The following is a 16,481-nucleotide window of genomic DNA, read 5'->3' on the forward strand; positions in this document are numbered from 1 at the left end:
CATTTTTTATGCCTGTATTTCCCTGTTACGATACGGGGAATTGTTTTTTCTTGACGACAGGAAAAATCAGGCATTTAGTTGCAAATGAGTTTCATTATCATTTGTGCGCGAAGATTTTTCATGAAGAAAAATGAATTTCCACTGGCAGAAAGTGCTGACAATTCCGGCGTATGGCGTCAGGAACCGGCAGCGAAATCGCTGGCTGAGGTCAATGGTTCCATTGCAGTTCCGCGTCATGGCACGCGGTGGAGAAAATTTGCCGCCTTTGCAGGGCCGGGCTATCTGGTGGCAGTCGGCTATATGGATCCCGGCAACTGGGCGACGTCTATCGCCGGTGGTTCGCGCTTTGGCTATACGCTGCTGGTTGTGGCGCTGGTTTCCAACATCATGGCTATTCTGTTGCAATCGCTTTGCACGCGTCTGGCTGTGGCGACGGGGCGCGATCTGGCGCAGGCCTGCCGCGATGCTTATTCTCCGGCGATGGCATGGTTCTTATGGATCGGCGCGGAGATTGCGATCTGTGCCACCGACCTTGCCGAAGTGATCGGCACGGCGATTGCCCTTAATCTGCTGTTTGGTATGCCGCTGGAACTCGGTGTGTTGCTGACCGCGCTCGATGTTTTTGTCGTGCTATATATGCAGAGCAAGGGTTTCCGCTGGATTGAAGCCTATGTGCTGGTTTTGCTTTGCATTATTGCTTTGTGTTTTCTGGTGCAGATTGCGCTGGCTGATCCCGATTGGGGCGCTGTAATCCGTGGCTTTGCACCAACCACTGAAATCGTGACCAATCCGGAAATGCTGTATCTGTCGCTGGGGATTATTGGCGCAACGGTGATGCCGCATAATCTGTATTTGCATTCAGGCATTGTGCAAACGCGTAAATATGGCGGTAACTTAGAGGAAAAACGCGAGGCTATTACCTATTCGACATGGGATTCCACAATTGCGCTGATGCTGGCTCTGGCCGTCAATGCGTCTATTCTTATTCTGGCAGCTGCAACTTTTCACAAGGTTGGACGTACTGATGTGGTGGAGATTGAGCAGGCGGAAGCCCTGATCGCGCCTCTGCTCGGCAGCACGCTGGCACCAATCCTGTTTGGTGTTGCGCTGCTCTGTGCGGGATTGAACTCGACAGTAACGGCGACACTGGCGGGGCAGATCGTGATGGAAGGTTTTATCAATTTCCGCATCCGGCCATGGCTGCGACGGCTGATAACACGCGGTATTGCTATTATACCGGCGATTATTGTGACGATGCTCTACGGCAATAAAGGTACTGCCAATCTGCTGATCCTCAGTCAGGTGGTGCTGAGTTTGCAGCTGCCATTCGCCATTGTGCCGCTGATCTTGTTTACATCAGACCGCCAAAAGATGGGTGCTCTGCGTGCGCCTTTATGGCTGACAGGGGCGGCATGGATTGTGGCGCTGATCGTGATCGTGCTGAACCTGAAACTGATCTATGATGTGGTGACAGGCGGATAATAAAAAAGCCGGAGTTTTCTCCGGCTTTTTTGTTTTAAGCAGCAACGCCTTGCGCTGTCAGATGTGACGGATCGATATCGTCGATATTCTTTTCGCTGTTATAGACAGCTTCATCAAGAATACCTTCGCGCTTGGCAACAACGGCCGGTACCAGTGCCTGACCGGCAACGTTAACAGCGGTACGTCCCATATCGAGGATAGGGTCAATCGCCAGCAACAGGCCGACACCTTCCAGCGGCAGGCCGAGGGTGGAGAGTGTGAGGGTGAGCATCACCACCGCACCGGTGAGGCCGGCAGTTGCAGCCGAACCCAGTACCGAGACAAATGCGATCAGCACATATTCCTGAAGGCCGAGCGGCAGGCCGAAATATTGAGCGATAAAGATCGCCGAGATCGCCGGATAGATTGCAGCACAACCGTCCATTTTAGTGGTGGCGCCAAGAGGCACAGCAAAAGCTGCATATTCACGCGGCACACCCAGATTACGCTCGGTCACGGCTTCAGTTACCGGCAGCGTGCCAACAGAAGAGCGGGACACGAAAGCCAGCTGGATTGCAGGCCATGCACCGGCAAAGAAACGGGATGGTTTCAGGCCGTGGAAGATCAGGATTGCCGGATAGACCACGAACAGCACGATTGCCAGACCGATATAGACGGCTGCGGCATACCAGCTGAGCTGAACCAGTGTTTCCCAGCCATATTGCGCAACAGCACGGCCAAGCAGACCTATGGTGCCGAGCGGGGTGAGGCGGATAACCCACCACAGAATTTTACGCACCACAACGAGCAAAGACTGGTTGAAGGCGAGGAAAGGCTTGGCAGCATCACCGGCTTTCAGAGCTGCAACGCCGAAAGTAATGGCGATAACGAGGATTTGCAGCACGTTGAAATTGAGCGAAGTGGCGGCAGCATCTTTGCCAAGTTTGGTGCTGGCTTCAAGGCCGAGCATATTGGCAGGCACCAGACCTTTAAGGAAGTCGAGCCATGAGCCGGAAGAGGCTGGCGCTTTGGCGGCTTCTGCGGCAACATCGGAGCCGATGCCCGGCTGAATAATCAGACCCAGCGCAATACCGATCAGCACAGCGATAAAGGATGTGATGGCGAACCACAGCAGGGTCTGCCAGACCAGTTTGGCGGCATTGTTAAGCGCAGCCAGATTGGCGATAGAGGCCACAATCGCGGTGAAAACCAGTGGCGGCACAAGCGCACGCAGCATTTGCACAAAGATCGAGCCGATTGTCTGCAGGGTGACAGACAGCCAGTTGGCATTGCCGTTGATATCTGGCCCCATATTACGGGCAACGAGACCGAGCAGCAGGCCGATAACCATCGCCGTCAATACCTGAAAACCGAAATTCAGATAGAGTGGCTTGGCCTGCGCAGAAGATTTTTTCACATGAGCGACGGACATGAATTTTTCTTTCAAAACAAGTGAAGCGAAGGGGCAAATTTGCTCCTTCGCTCGTTGGTTCGAAATTTAACGGAGATTCATGGCTCGGTTAAGCAATGTTATGCTGCGTTGCGTAGCACCTTGATGAAGTTATACTATCATACATATCAATGTTAGAATATTATTTCTAAACTCAAGCGTCAGCAGATTTTTATACCCGTTTCACAAAGCTGTCGATGACGCGTTTTTGTCCGGCATGGTCAAAGTCGATGGTCAGTTTGTTGCCGTCAATTGAGGCGACATTGCCGTTGCCGAATTTCATATGGAAAACACGGTCGCCGACCTTAAAGTCTGACGGCGTTGAGGAAACGGATTTTGCCACCAGCTCGCCGTCAATCACTTTGCCTTTGACTGAACCGCGACCGGCACCGAAGCCGGAATCTGTTTCGCCATAACCGATGCGCTCGACATTGGCACCGGAGCGGGAGCCCCAATTGTTGCGCGTGGCATCAGAGCGGTTTTGCTGCGCCCGCTGCCAACCCGGTGTGGAATAGGAATTGGCAAATGGATCACCGCGTCCCACGGCATCAAAGCGTGACTGGCCATAACCACCGCCATAGGAACTGTCAGATTCCGCAATATCCACATGCTCTTCCGGCAATTCTTCCAGAAAGCGGGACGGAATAGTAGTTTGCCACATGCCATGAATACGGCGGTTGGACACAAACCAGATATGCAGATTTTTCTTGGCGCGGGTCAGGCCGACATAGGCCAGACGACGTTCTTCTTCCAGCCCTGAGCGACCGCCTTCATCCAGCGCACGCTGATGCGGGAACAGGCCTTCTTCCCAGCCCGGTAAGAACACAGTTTGAAATTCAAGCCCTTTGGCCGAGTGAAGGGTCATGATGCTGACAGCATCCATGCCTTCATTCTGTTCCGTATCCATCACCAGCGCCACATGTTCGAGAAAGCCGCGCAGGCTTTCATATTCTTCCATGGAGCGGATGAGTTCTTTGAGGTTTTCCAGACGACCCGGAGCCTCAGCAGAGCGGTCATTCTGCCACATCGCCGTATAGCCGGATTCATCGAGAATGATCTCGGCCAGTTCTGTATGGGACTTGTTATCCAGCAGTCCCTGCCAGCGACGGAAGTTCTCGACCACTTCACGCAGTGCCGAGCGGGCTTTTGGTTTCAGTTCTTCCGTGGCAATCAGATCTTCCGCGGCCTGCAGCATCGGCATATTTTTTGCGCGTGCATAATCATGCACCAAACGCAGGCTGGCTTCACCAAGGCCGCGTTTCGGCGTGTTGACGATACGCTCAAAGGCCAGATCATCGGCAGGCTGGGCAACAACGCGGAAATAAGCCATTGCATCACGGATTTCCTGACGCTCATAGAAGCGCGGGCCGCCGATAACGCGGTAATTCAGGCCGAGTGTTACGAAACGGTCTTCAAACTCACGCATCTGGAACGAGGCACGCACCAGAATAGCCATATCATTGAGCAGATGACCGCGACGCTGCGCCTGTTCTATCTCTTCACCGACAGCACGGGCTTCTTCCTCTGAGTCCCAAGCCGCATGTACATGCACCTTTTGGTCATCTTCACTCGCAGCCTGCGGCAGCAGTGTTTTGCCAAAGCGCCCTTCATTATGGGCGATCAGATAGGAAGCCGCGCCCAGAATATGCGGCGTGGAGCGGTAATTGCGCTCAAGACGGATAATCGTCGCGCCCGGAAAATCCTTGTCAAAGCGCAGAATATTGTCGACTTCAGCCCCGCGCCAGCCATAGATCGACTGATCATCATCGCCAACACAACAGATGTTAATCTGTTGTGTTGATTTTTTTGCACTCACGCCGAGTTCGCTATGCTCACCGGCTCCGTGAGGGCCTCGCATAGGCTCGGACGACCAGTCGGTCGCGTTGGGAGTGCTATGTGGTTGTGTTGATGCTGATTGGGTGTTTGCGTTAGAGCTAGGTCTTTGCGCCAGCAGTCTCAGCCACATATATTGTGCGGTGTTGGTATCCTGATACTCATCCACCAGAATATAACGGAATTTCGTGTGATATTCGCGCAGGATGTCCGGATGTTTGCGGAAAATCCGGATCGGATGCAGCAGAAGATCACCGAAATCACAGGCATTCAGCGTTTTCAGCCGTTCCTGATAGGCATAATAAAGTTCACGTCCTTTGCCATTGGCAAAAGCACGGGCATCACCCTCCGAAATTTCAGACGGGCCATAGCCTTTATTCTTCCAGCCATCGATCATCATCGAGAAAGAACGCGGCGTCCAGCGTTTGTCATCCAGCCCTTCAGCCTGAATAAGCTGCTTGAGCAGGCGGATCACATCGTCCGTATCAAGAATGGTAAAGTCAGAGCGCAGTCCGGCCAGTTCCGCGTGACGGCGCAGCATCTTCACCCCGATAGAGTGGAAAGTACCGAGCCATGGCATACCTTCAACCGCACCGCCAAGAAGATGGCCGATACGCTCTTTCATCTCGCGTGCGGCTTTATTGGTAAAAGTCACTGCAAGGATCTGGCTTGGGAATGCCAGCCCCTGCTGAATAATATGCGCAATACGCGTGGTCAGAACACGGGTTTTGCCGGTGCCCGCACCGGCCAGAACCAGAACCGGCCCTTCAGTCGTTTCGACCGCCTGCCGCTGCTCAGGGTTTAGCCCTTGCAGATAATCTGGTTCACCGCGTTGCTGGTTGCGCGCCTGCATAGCCCGCGCGGCAATCCCGGCTTTTGGACCAGATTGCGGTTTAGGTGTAGCCGGTACATCCGGCTCCCCGAAGAAGGGAATATCGTCTGGAAAGTCTGACATAGTTCCGAATGTAATGATTCTTAAGCGAAACGCCATAGACCAGAACAAATAAAGTACCTGCAGAGCTTACAGGCACTTCATTCGTTGCGTTTTTTTAAAATTTACAGGCTGGAAAATCCTATTCCATCTGCGTGATACGGCGATCCGTGAAATTGAGACGATGCGCGGCGAGCGCTTCCACCAGCGGGCGCATATCCGGCTCGCGCAGCAGAAGATCGTCCAGTTCTGTCATTTGGTTCATAGCAACAAGGCGCAGGATATCTTCCCGCACAGTGCCGTCCTCACGGCGCGGTAAATGGGCAACCGGCTGGATCAGTTCGACTTTATAACCTTTAAGGCGTGCACGCAGTGACTTTTCGTCCGCATTCAGTGTTTCAACAAAAGCATAAATCCCCACACCTTTTGCAGGCAGGGAATAGAGGCTCAGAGATACATCTTTCACGCGTGGGTCGGATTTCAGTGCCGCAATAATTGCCGGACCTTCATTATCAATACGGTCACCCGTACCTTCACCGTCAGACCAGTTGAAAATGCCGCGCGTAACAAAATTATAGACTTTTTTGCCCGTTGCCAGCCAGATACGTGACGGTAGCGAGCGGCGTGCCAGAATGCGCTTTTCCGTTGGTGTCATCAGATCAGGTGCGAAATTGCGCTTCTGTTTGATGAGGTGGCGGAAATCCTCATAGGCCATCAGACGGTAATAGGCGCCACGGCGGCGATGCACGGAAGCCAGCTGGAAGTCGATCACAGCGGCTTCGCCTTCCGGCGTCATCAGCCAGTTTTGCGGCTTTTGCAGATCATTATGGGTAACGCCCATGCGGCGCATGTCGCGCAGAATACGATGGGCAGACAAATACCATTCACGATGGGACGGGCGTGCCAGATGCAGCGGCGTGCCGTCTGTCCATGTGCGGAACAAGCCGTGTTTGTCTGTTGCCAGAAGCTGCGGTGTGCCTTTGATGCCGCGCACTTTTTTGAGGCCGCGGATTTCACGGCGGGCCAGCCACCATGCCAGCGGGCTTGACCACCACGGAGCTGCGCTGACAACGCGGCGGATGATACGGGTTTCCGGCTCGCCGACAAAATAGCCTGCACGGGTTTCCGAGAAAATATCCCGCTTGAAAACGGCAGTCTCATAGAAATCAGGAATGGTTTCCATAAGTTGGGAATTGGTCTCGGACGTTGAATAATTCATGATAATGTCACAGATATAAAGTCAATTCGGGTGTGAAGCGTAAGCGGCCGAAGATATGAAAACAAAATGATATTGGCTGTCATGTGACAGCTGTAGCGGTTAGATACCAGAGGATCAAGCCGTGTCCGTATCTTTGGGCACGAGTTTACGGCTCTATTCAGGTGCATACAGCCTTTGTCATGGTGAAATTACCTTGTTGTCGCAGGCTGCGAGCCGCTATGGTGCGCGCTGAAATGTGATTCATAAATGACAATGACTGCAAAGCAGTTTTGTTAGCAGATGGCTGTACTCAGCCGGAGTGAGACTTTGGGGCGTTTGTTCGTTGCTATTGGTGGTTTGCTGGTACTGGTGCTGACTTTGGCGCTGGTCGTACCGCCTTTTATCGACTGGACAGGCTATCGCGACCGTTTTGAACTGGAGGCCAGCCGGATTTTAGGCAGGCCGGTGCATGTGAACGGGACAGCAAAAGCACGGCTTTTTCCGTTTCCGTCCGTTACTTTTTCCGATGTGCGCGTTGAAGGGAAAAACGGTCAGAGTGCCCTGACCATGGATCAGTTTTCCATGGATGCGGAATTAATGCCCTTCTTGCGCGGTGAAATTCTGATCTTTGATATGCGGATGGAAAAACCGCATCTTTTTGCAGGGCTGGACAAGCAGGGACAGCTCAACTGGGTTTTACCGGAAAACAGTGATCTGGCCGGCTCCAGAATAAAGCTGGAAAAGCTGACTTTACGCGACGGGCAAATAACGCTGCAGGATGAAGTGCGCGGGCGTCGCCAGGAATTGCAGTCCATCAACGCCACCCTGTCTGCGGACAGTTTGATGGGGCCGTGGCGTATCAACGGCACATTGCAGGCCGACGGGCAGGTTTTCAATGTTGATATCAATACTGCCGAGAAAAAGCGGGACAATCCGCTGCGTTTGCGCATCGGCCTGCGTCCTTCTGATCTGCCGCTGACGCTGGATACAGAAGGTGATGTAACGGTTGCTGACGGCAAGCCTGTTTATAAAGGGCAGTTTTCCTTTCTTACCTTAAGCGATGAAGAGCGGAAAAAACAGGGTATTACCTCTGCCGTTACCCTTGATAAGTTGCGGCTGACCGGAAAATTCGAAGCACAGAACAGCGGCTTCAATATTGAAGAATTCCGGATGGAGCAGGGCGATGCCGATGCTCCTTATGTGATTAATGGTAAGGCACAGCTTGATCTGGCTGAGAACCCGCATTTCATGATTAGTGCAGATGGCCAGCAGGTCTATCTTGACGGGATGAAGCCGGATGTCAGCCTCAAAGATGAGACTGTTGCACCGACGCAGCCGGTTATGTCTTTCCGGCAGAAAATTGATTTCTTGCAGACATTGCTGGAGCGTGTACCGGTGCCGGATATTCCGGGCAATATTGATCTGCGACTGCCAGCTATTGTGGCAAGCGGCACAACCATTCGCTCTGTGATTATCCGTGCTGAACCGGACAAGGATTCATGGAATATCAGTCAGTTACAGGCTGATCTTCCGGGGCGTACCCAGATTGAGGCCAAGGGCAAATTGCAGCTCGGGGCAAATTTCGGTTTTGACGGCAGTTTCCTGCTGGCTTCGCGCCAGCCTGCCGGATTTGCTTCATGGTTGTCCGGTGATAGCGGCAAAGCGCTGGCGGGGCAGGTTCCTGCCGCCGGATTTTCCGGCAAGATTAATCTGAATAAAGATGCCCAGCGTGTCGATGATCTGGAAATTGTGCTGGGCGAAACCGTTCTGCAGGGTAGTTTTGAACGCAGCGGCGGGGAAAGCCGCGCGGCATCTTCGGTCCTGAATATTCAGGGTAAAGCTCTGGATGCAGGTACAATGCAGTTGCTGAGCGGCATGTTCCTGCGTGAAGGTGATCTTTCGGCACTTGCCGGTGAAAACTTGACGGTCAATCTAAAGGCAGGCCCCGTTAAATTTGCAGGGCTGGAAGCGGAACAGCTGGATACTGCATTTCGTCTGAGCAATGGCAAGCTGGATTTTGACAAGCTGCTGGTCAGTGGTTTGGAAGGCGCAACCGTTTCTGCAACCGGATCATTGCGGCCGTTTGATAATTCGGTCAATGCGTCACTTGATGCGACAATTCTGGCCGATGATCTCAGCCCTGTCTTGCGTCAGCTCGATGCAGCTTTCCCGCGTGAGCCTCTTATTTCTGCGCTTTCCGCCAGAGCCAATGCCTATCCGGATTTGTTCTCCGGCACCAAGCTCGATCTGCTTGTGAATGCGGTTAACCTGTTCGGGGACGGAGCGCATGCGCAGAAAACTGACGATGCCGGAACCGAGAAAACGGAAACAAAAGATACCAAAGCGCGGGGCAGTCGTGTCAAAGCGGGGAGCAATCCGGCCGATGGTGCAAAATCCGATATTGCCGAGTTTTCTTTCAGCCTGAATGGTCAGAGCGGCGCGCTGATCCTGTCTGTTGCCGGATCCTCAAAAGGGACACTGGCCGGTTCCGAGCCGATGCAATTATCGCTGACGGCCAATGCCAAAGCCGCTTCAGGTGAAGCCGCCTTGGCACTGCTCGGTCTGCCTGTTGTGCCGCTGGGACTGATGGGAGAGGCGGAGATTAATCTGCAGGCGCAGGGTGCGCCGGTTGCCGGTATGAAAACCGCGCTGGAAATCAGCGGCGATGATGGCAATGCCCGTCTTGATGGTGTGATTACGCTGACCGGTGATGAGCTGACGGCCAGCGGTAAAGCCGTGCTGAAAAGCGATGATCTCGAGCCGTTTCTGGCCACCGCCGGTTATGCCCTGCCATTTGGTCGTGGCTTTGGCTCAGGTCTGCCGGTGGATATCGTCAGCGATTTTCAGTTCGGGAAAAATATCGTCCGGCTGCCGAATTTGCAGGGCAAACTGGATAATGAGACTGTCAGCGCCAGACTGGACGGATCGCTCAGCGATCAGTCGGTTGCACAATTACGCGGCGAAATAAAGCTGGAGCGTTTTGATCTGGCTGCATTATTTGCGGCGATGAGCGGTCTGTCGGTTGCAGATATCACCGGCGCTGACGGCCGAAGCTGGTCTGAAACCGGCTTTGGTAACAGAACCAATCTTCCGCTGGGTATGGATTTGAAAGTGAGTGCCGCACAGGCTGCGCTGACGGATGCAGCGACATTCAGTGATTTCTCTGCTCGTATCATCAAAAACGACCAGCAATTACAGCTTAGTGATATTGGCGGAGAGTGGGCTAAGGGCAAATTATCCGGCAAACTGGAGCTGAACAACGCCAATGGAACCTTGCTCACCAACGGGGATTTGCGTCTTTCCGGCGGGGATATGCAGGTGCTCTATCAGCCGGAAAATATGCAGCCGCCAGTGAGCGGTGCTAGCGATATCAAGCTGGGCTTTACGGGCAGCGGCAAGTCGATGGCTGATCTGGTGCATTCTCTGGCCGGTGAGGGGGCCGTGACTGTTGAGCAGCCTGTTATTGCAGGATTTAACCTCACAGCTTTACCGGATTTGTTGCGACGTTCCGATGAATTGTCGGATACGGCTCTCTCTCAGGTTGAGCCGAAACAGGCCGAAGCCGAGCGCGGTAAATTGTCGAAAAGCCTGACGCAGGACGGACAAATAAGCACTGCCCGGATTCAGGCTCCGTTATCGCTTGCCGGAGGGATTATCCGTGCGCCGTCTGTTAAGGCAGAGAATGAAAGAGCCATAGTGCAGGCGGATTTGCAGTTTGACCTGAACCGCTTTCTCTGGGGCGGCAGCGGGCGGCTGGATCTGGTGTTGCCGCAGCATGAGCGGAATGATGTAACCCCGCAATTGCAGTTCACGGTTTCCGGCGGATGGCAGCAGCCACAATTGCAGTTCGATTATCAGCCGATGGTGCAGTTCTTGACCCAGCGCGGCTTGTTGCGCGAACAACAGCGGGTAGAGGCGGCACAGGCTTTGATTATTGAAAAGCAGCGCCTGAAGCGCGAGGCTGATTATTATACTGCGAAAGCAGAAGCCCGCAAACGCGAGCGTATTGAAGCTGAAGAAGCTTTGCGCAGACGTGCGGAAGAAGCTGCGGGTGCAGGAACAACACTTCCGCAGGAAACACCGCAGCAGCCAAATACCGCGCCTGATTTCAAACCAAGCCTTGATGAGTTTCTGCAAACTCTGCCTGAAACGCAGTTACAGTAAAACTACCGCCGGTTTGGGGTTTAGAGCATGTCGCAGCTATTAAGGTGCTTTGATGCTTAGCACCCAATCCAGCGCATAGAGGCGCAGGCTGGAAGACAGATTGCTGTTGCGGTCGCGTTCATCATCAATCATGGCAATGAGTGAAGCCAGCGACTGACCGTTCTGCGCTGCAATCTGCACGATGATGTCATAAAATGCATCTTCGAGCGAGAAGCTGGTGGCATGGCCGTGCAATGTGATCGAATGTTTGCGCAACCGTGCTTTGCTGCGTGCTGCTGTGCTCAATGGCTGACGGGCAGTTTTATTGCTCATTCTTTTTCATCAGCAGATGAGACGGAGCTGCGTGGTTCCAGCCTGTTCTGGTCAAGGAACCGGACTTGCTTATCGTTCTGATTTTTATCGAAAGATTTTTCCGCTTTGGTACGACCGAACAGGATGCGATTGGCATCCGCTTCAACTTCTTTCGTCGCACGGGCTTTGCGTTTTTTGAATTGTTTGAGATTGATAATGTCACTCATGACTATGCCCTCTCAAAATAGAATATTCTCATGAATATATTCCGGCCGCTGCCGGCCGGAATATTGCATCTGTTTATTTTTTGCGGAAAGCATCCAGCGATACAACATCGGCAGAAGGCTTCGGAGCCTCTTCCTTATCTGTAGTTTCGCTGCTGTCTTCCTTGGCCGTTGTCTTGCTGCGGTCAGCCTTTTTGGCTGGCTTTTTAGCAGGCTTGGCCGGTGCTTCTGTTTCATCTTCTTCCGCATCATCCTGCAGGCGCAGTTCCGATACGATTTCCAGATCATCCGTGTCATTGTCACCGGTCGGCAGCGCAACAGACACATCAAATTCCAGTTCGAAATTCACTGACGGATCGTAGAAGCCGCGGATTGCGGAGAACGGAATGACCAGCTTTTCGGCGATTTCACCAAAGGAAAGACCGACTTCAAAAAACTGCTCGGTAACCACCAGGTCCCAATACTGGTGCTGCATAACAATTGTCATCTGTTCAGGATATTTTTCCTTCAAACGAGATGAAATGCGAACGCCCGGTGCCTCTGTCAGAAAGGTGATGAAGAAGTGGTGATTGCCGGGCAGACCGGCCTTGTTCACTTCCATGAGCACTTTGCGGATAACGCCGCGCAGCGCATCCTGAGCAAGAATATCGTAACGGATAAGATCCTGAACCATTAAATCCTTATCCCGCGGATTCGAGGAGTGTTGTCATATATGTTGTCTAAGTCAGCATTGCCGTATGATCAATTGATAATCAAGGATCAGGGCATTTCCGTTGAAATGAAATGCGCCGGTCATTCTGGCCGAGACAATATAATCTGATGGATTGATACAGCAGCTTTTATCACTTGTGCGAGAAAAATGCTGCAACCCTGTCTCATTTATCAATATACCGCTGTAATGAAAGGTGAAAGAACTTTCTCAAATAATTGCCGTTCAGATCCGTGTGTTACAGGATAAATCGGCTGAAATTGACGGTTGACCATTTTCCGCTTCACTTCTATTTTTGCGCTCCCGTCAGTCCGGATGATGTGACAAATCCGAATGCGATGACAAGCGGCTGATTTATCTCGTGGATAATGATCTCTGCGCAGAGGCGGAGAAATAATCTGTCTTCATTTTTATTGCGCTTCTGAAAGTTAAACGCATGTCCGCTCGTTTGTACCGCACAGCTCTTGTGCTCGGTTTTATTTCGGCTATCGGGCCGTTCGCTATTGATATGTATTTGCCGGCACTGCCGACAATTGCCAAAGATTTACACGCCAATGATGCCGCCGTGCAGATGAGCCTGATGGTGTTCTTTCTGGCGACGGCTTTGATGCAAATGTTTTGCGGGCCGTTTTCGGATATTTACGGTCGTAAACTGCCGCTTTATCTGGGGCTTGCACTCTTTGCTGCGGGCAGTGTCGGTTCGGCAATGGCGACCAATATCGAGATGCTGATTTTCTTCCGCTTTATTCAGGGTGTGGGGGCGAGTGCGGGTATGGTTGTGCCGCGCGCGATTGTCCGCGATCTCTATACCGGTGTGGATGCGGCACGGCTGATGTCGATGCTGATGCTGGTTTTTTCGATTTCACCAATTCTGGCACCTTTGACCGGCAGTTTCATCATTGAAGATTTTAGCTGGCGCGGTGTGTTCTGGGCTGTTCTGCTGGCGGCCATTCTCGGTCTTGCGCTGGTCTTTTTCGCACAGGAAGAGACGCGTCCCGTTGAACAGCGTATTTCCGGCGGGGTAGGGCGCGCATTGCGCGGCTATGCTTTTCTGATACGCGACAGCAAATTTATCGGCCTGACCTGTATCGGCGGCTTCTGCATGGCCGCATTCTTTGTCTATATCGCCAATTCATCCTTCATCTTCATTGAGAAATACGGTCTGACCCCGCGCGAATATTCGCTGGTGTTCTCACTCAATGCTATCTCGTTTTTCGGTGTGTCGCAGCTCAATGGCATGTTGGCGAGCCGTTACGGGCTGGGTAAGGTCGTTTCCTATGCGGTAACCGGCTATCTGGTGACGATGGTTATCATGGTTCTTGCAGCCATATTCCTCACACAGAGCCTGTGGATGATTATGACTTTCCTGTTTATCGGCAATGGTTTTCTCGGACTGGTATTGCCGGGCACCAGTGTGCTGGCACTGGATGATCATGGCGAGATTGCCGGAACGGCAGCAGCTTTGCTCGGTACATTGCAATTGCTGGTCGCAGCGGCTGCTATGGGGCTCAGCTCATTCATTATGACAGGGAATGTTTTGCCGATGCTGGTCGCCATTGCGCTTTGCGGTTTTTCCGGCTGGGTACTGACCTATCTGACCATCATGCGGCACGGGCTTAAAAAGCCGTCATCGCATGTGACTGAAATTCACTGAGTGACTAAAATAGGGCATCGGAAATTCCGGTGCCTTTTTCATATCATCTTGTAAAGGGGAGAAGTGGAGGCTTCTGTTGCCAGGTGCCTCCGAACCCCGCCTTAAGGGGCTAACCCTAAGGACTTAGGTTGGGTTTCTCGCACCGCCATTAGGCAGCGAGAGCATAACCCTGAGCTTTGTTGTCATTTGCAACTACTCAATTAGCCCGATAACGGTGGTACAATGCCGAGTGAAAGATCAACCTTTACGCCCTTGTCGATCCTGTTTCGCCCCCGCCACAATACAGCCGTTTCAGTTTAAGCTGTATTCTGGTGGAGGCGCCGGGTACCGCCCCCGGGTCCAATAGGTTTATTACGCAGTCCATTTATCACCATAGCCGGTCAAGCCGACAAGGTTTATATAGGTGGCTTCCGTGCGCTTGAAAAGAGGGGAAAGGGCTTTCCTTATCTTTCAGCTGTGAAAAATATAAAACTCCGGCGATTTTGCCGGGCAATCATTTATTGAAAAAGACTGAAATAACAGTTTGGTGTGTTTTCTGAAAGAATAGAGGTTTTACGGCATTGACAGGTTTTGTCTGCTGGTCAATCTTTCCATAATACAGAGGTAAATAGGCTGAATGTCGATTCAGCTATGATATTGAGCAATTGTCTTATTTACTTTTTCTGGTTTAACGGCCGTAAAAGCGGTCAGATTGAAGGAGACTGGTTTCATGACTGATTATCTAGCCGACGTACGCCGTTACGATGCTGCTGCCGATGAGGCTGTTGTTGCTAAAATTGTCAAACATCTTGGCATTGCTCTGCGCAGCCGCGATGCATCGCTGGTTGCTGCATCCGACCCTGAAGAACTGGCGCGTGTGCGCACCAGCTGGATCGGCAAGAAGCTCGGTATTGAAGATGCTGAAAAGGCAAATGCGGTTATCGCCAGTGTGGCTGAAACCATGAAGGGTGATCACAGCAAGCAGCGTGTGACCTTCTATTACCTGACTGCAAAAGCACTCGGTAAGCTGGAAAGCCTCTGATAAGTTTAAAAAAGCCCCGCATTCAGCGGGGCTTTTTTTATGGTTGCTGCGATCAAATAACTGTGCGTGCCCACGCTGTGCATTGCCGCAGATTGCGCGTGATATTTTCGCTGAAAAAGGCTAAAGACCATCTATGCGTACATATCTTGATCTTCTTCAGCACGTTCTCGACAATGGCACTGACCGCGGTGATCGCACCGGTACCGGCACACGTTCGGTTTTCGGTTATCAGATGCGTTTTGATCTCGCTCAGGGCTTTCCTGTTCTGACAACCAAAAAGCTGCATCTGCGCTCTATCATCCATGAATTGCTGTGGTTTTTGCGTGGCGACACCAATATCTCCTATCTCAAAGAGAATGGTGTGAGCATCTGGGATGAGTGGGCAGACGAGAATGGTGATCTCGGTCCTGTCTATGGTGCGCAATGGCGTTCATGGCCTAAACCGGATGGTACGCATATCGACCAGATTGCGAATCTTATGAGGGATTTGCAGAAAAATCCTAATTCAAGACGTTTGATTGTATCTGCGTGGAATCCGGCGCTGGTTGATGAAATGGCGCTGCCGCCATGCCATTGCCTGTTCCAGTTCTATGTGGCGGACGGTAAAATATCGTGCCAGCTCTATCAGCGTTCAGCTGATATTTTCCTCGGCGTGCCGTTTAATATTGCATCTTATGCGCTGCTCACCATGATGATTGCGCAGGTTGCCGGTCTGAAACTGGGGGATTTTGTGCATACGCTTGGTGATGCGCATCTCTATCACAATCATTTCGATCAGGCGAAGTTGCAGCTGACCCGCGAGCCGAAAGCGCTGCCGGTGATGGAAATCAATCCGCAAATAAAAGACCTGTTTGCCTTCCGCTTTGAGGATTTCAAGCTGGTTGGCTATGAAGCCGAACCATCTATCAAAGCGCCGATTGCGGTGTGAAGACTATGATTATTTCTTTTGTAGTTGCCGTTTCTGAGAATGGTGTGATCGGGCGTGACAATGGCATGCCATGGCGTCTTTCCACGGATTTGCAGCGCTTTAAAAAACTCACACTGGGCAAGCCGGTGGTGATGGGGCGCAAAACATGGGAATCCCTTGGTCGCCCGTTGCCGAACCGCACCAATATTGTGATTACCCGTGATGCCGGTTACAGCGCGGAAGGTGCGCTGGTTGTGCCCTCAATTGATGAAGCGCTGATTGCCGGTGAAAAAGCAGCACGTGAAGCCGGTGCCGATGAGATCTGCATTATCGGCGGTGCGCAGATTTATGCGCAGGCAATGGACAAGGCCACGCGCCTGCACGTGACGCATATTAAAGCCAGCATAGATGGTGATGCTTTTTTCGGTCCTGTTGATCCGCAGGTCTGGCAGATCACCAGCGAAGAAGACGTACCGGCGGGCGAGAAAGATAATTACCCGACCCGCTATGTGGTTTACGACCGGCTTTAAACGAAAAGACAGCTGCATAAAAAGCTGTTTTTTACCATGTCGATCAACTATTTTGCCAGAAAATTACAAAAGCGTGATGAATCTGCGTGTCCTGCGTTGAAAGACTGC

Annotated in this window: 11 protein-coding genes, 1 other RNA gene and 2 pseudogenes; 6 read left to right on the forward strand and 8 right to left on the reverse strand. The window is 52.2% G+C overall.

What is annotated here, in order from left to right; genetic code table 11:
* The first annotated feature begins 120 nt into the window (after positions 1 to 120).
* Positions 121 to 1,482 (forward strand): Nramp family divalent metal transporter, encoded by a 1,362-nt coding sequence (locus F7P81_RS13380; protein ID WP_151159869.1) that lies wholly within the window; start codon positions 121 to 123, stop codon positions 1,480 to 1,482.
* A gap of 34 nt (positions 1,483 to 1,516) precedes the next feature.
* On the opposite strand, the gene F7P81_RS13385 is transcribed toward F7P81_RS13380, so the two are convergent.
* From F7P81_RS13385 to F7P81_RS13395, 4 genes and pseudogenes are all read right to left on the reverse strand, one after another.
* Positions 1,517 to 2,893 carry a dicarboxylate/amino acid:cation symporter gene (locus tag F7P81_RS13385; protein WP_151159871.1) on the reverse strand — a complete coding sequence of 459 codons (1,377 nt, stop codon included), beginning with the start codon at positions 2,891 to 2,893 and terminating at the stop codon, positions 1,517 to 1,519.
* Positions 2,894 to 3,083: 190 nt separating this feature from the next.
* A pseudogene (locus F7P81_RS17290) lies at positions 3,084 to 4,763 on the reverse strand (3'-5' exonuclease); the annotation flags it as partial.
* A gap of 77 nt (positions 4,764 to 4,840) precedes the next feature.
* Positions 4,841 to 5,699: pseudogene (locus F7P81_RS17295) on the reverse strand (ATP-dependent helicase); the annotation flags it as partial.
* 118 nt (positions 5,700 to 5,817) lie between these two features.
* Entirely contained in the window at positions 5,818 to 6,894 is a 1,077-nt protein-coding gene (locus tag F7P81_RS13395) for a serine/threonine protein kinase (RefSeq protein WP_028233748.1), read from the reverse strand.
* A gap of 279 nt (positions 6,895 to 7,173) precedes the next feature.
* Between F7P81_RS13395 and F7P81_RS13400 the strand changes: the two genes are divergently transcribed.
* The gene (locus tag F7P81_RS13400) at positions 7,174 to 11,037 is read left to right on the forward strand and encodes an AsmA family protein (RefSeq protein WP_151159875.1); all 3,864 of its coding nucleotides are present in this window, start codon (positions 7,174 to 7,176) and stop codon (positions 11,035 to 11,037) included.
* 39 nt (positions 11,038 to 11,076) lie between these two features.
* On the opposite strand, the gene F7P81_RS13405 is transcribed toward F7P81_RS13400, so the two are convergent.
* From F7P81_RS13405 to F7P81_RS13415, 3 genes are all read right to left on the reverse strand, one after another.
* On the reverse strand, positions 11,077 to 11,349 hold the full coding sequence (locus F7P81_RS13405) for a ribbon-helix-helix domain-containing protein (protein ID WP_151159877.1): 273 nt from the start codon (positions 11,347 to 11,349) through the stop codon (positions 11,077 to 11,079).
* On the reverse strand, positions 11,346 to 11,555 hold the full coding sequence (locus F7P81_RS13410; protein WP_151159879.1) for a DUF4169 family protein: 210 nt from the start codon (positions 11,553 to 11,555) through the stop codon (positions 11,346 to 11,348). The genes F7P81_RS13405 and F7P81_RS13410 overlap by 4 nt, the downstream gene beginning before the upstream one ends.
* Positions 11,556 to 11,628: 73 nt before the next feature.
* Positions 11,629 to 12,225 carry an SspB family protein gene (locus tag F7P81_RS13415; RefSeq protein WP_022711392.1) on the reverse strand — a complete coding sequence of 199 codons (597 nt, stop codon included), beginning with the start codon at positions 12,223 to 12,225 and terminating at the stop codon, positions 11,629 to 11,631.
* 472 nt (positions 12,226 to 12,697) lie between these two features.
* Here F7P81_RS13415 and F7P81_RS13420 point away from each other — a divergent pair, with 472 nt between their 5' ends.
* Positions 12,698 to 13,915: a multidrug effflux MFS transporter gene (locus F7P81_RS13420; protein ID WP_151159880.1), complete on the forward strand. Its 1,218-nt coding sequence runs from the start codon at positions 12,698 to 12,700 to the stop codon at positions 13,913 to 13,915.
* Positions 13,916 to 13,977: 62 nt separating this feature from the next.
* Here the strand turns inward: F7P81_RS13420 and ssrA are convergent.
* Positions 13,978 to 14,344: a transfer-messenger RNA gene (gene ssrA, locus F7P81_RS13425) on the reverse strand.
* Between the two features lie 280 nt (positions 14,345 to 14,624).
* On the opposite strand from ssrA, the gene F7P81_RS13430 reads away from it, so the two are divergent.
* From F7P81_RS13430 to F7P81_RS13440, 3 genes are all read left to right on the forward strand, one after another.
* Positions 14,625 to 14,936 (forward strand): DUF2853 family protein, encoded by a 312-nt coding sequence (locus F7P81_RS13430; RefSeq protein ID WP_022711394.1) that lies wholly within the window; start codon positions 14,625 to 14,627, stop codon positions 14,934 to 14,936.
* 133 nt (positions 14,937 to 15,069) lie between these two features.
* Complete coding sequence (locus F7P81_RS13435; protein WP_151159882.1) at positions 15,070 to 15,864, forward strand: thymidylate synthase; 795 nt, start codon at positions 15,070 to 15,072, stop codon at positions 15,862 to 15,864.
* Positions 15,861 to 16,373 carry a dihydrofolate reductase gene (locus F7P81_RS13440; RefSeq protein ID WP_183956651.1) on the forward strand — a complete coding sequence of 171 codons (513 nt, stop codon included), beginning with the start codon at positions 15,861 to 15,863 and terminating at the stop codon, positions 16,371 to 16,373. The genes F7P81_RS13435 and F7P81_RS13440 overlap by 4 nt, the downstream gene beginning before the upstream one ends.
* Positions 16,374 to 16,481: the final 108 nt, after the last annotated feature.

Origin of the sequence: Pseudochrobactrum saccharolyticum, from assembly GCF_008801715.1 — a bacterium.
GTDB lineage: Bacteria > Pseudomonadota > Alphaproteobacteria > Rhizobiales > Rhizobiaceae > Pseudochrobactrum > Pseudochrobactrum saccharolyticum.

What these genes read in the sequence shown, in the direction of transcription:
- F7P81_RS13430 (WP_022711394.1), top strand. Translation starts at nt 14,625, where the DNA reads ATGACTGATTATCTAGCCGACGTACGCCGTTACGATGCTGCTGCCGAT.
- F7P81_RS13380 (WP_151159869.1), top strand. Translation starts at nt 121, where the DNA reads ATGAAGAAAAATGAATTTCCACTGGCAGAAAGTGCTGACAATTCCGGC.
- F7P81_RS13420 (WP_151159880.1), top strand. Translation starts at nt 12,698, where the DNA reads ATGTCCGCTCGTTTGTACCGCACAGCTCTTGTGCTCGGTTTTATTTCG.
- F7P81_RS13385 (WP_151159871.1), bottom strand. Translation starts at nt 2,893, where the DNA reads ATGTCCGTCGCTCATGTGAAAAAATCTTCTGCGCAGGCCAAGCCACTC.
- F7P81_RS13435 (WP_151159882.1), top strand. Translation starts at nt 15,070, where the DNA reads ATGCGTACATATCTTGATCTTCTTCAGCACGTTCTCGACAATGGCACT.
- F7P81_RS13410 (WP_151159879.1), bottom strand. Translation starts at nt 11,555, where the DNA reads ATGAGTGACATTATCAATCTCAAACAATTCAAAAAACGCAAAGCCCGT.
- F7P81_RS13395 (WP_028233748.1), bottom strand. Translation starts at nt 6,894, where the DNA reads ATGAATTATTCAACGTCCGAGACCAATTCCCAACTTATGGAAACCATT.
- F7P81_RS13400 (WP_151159875.1), top strand. Translation starts at nt 7,174, where the DNA reads ATGGCTGTACTCAGCCGGAGTGAGACTTTGGGGCGTTTGTTCGTTGCT.
- F7P81_RS13405 (WP_151159877.1), bottom strand. Translation starts at nt 11,349, where the DNA reads ATGAGCAATAAAACTGCCCGTCAGCCATTGAGCACAGCAGCACGCAGC.
- F7P81_RS13415 (WP_022711392.1), bottom strand. Translation starts at nt 12,225, where the DNA reads ATGGTTCAGGATCTTATCCGTTACGATATTCTTGCTCAGGATGCGCTG.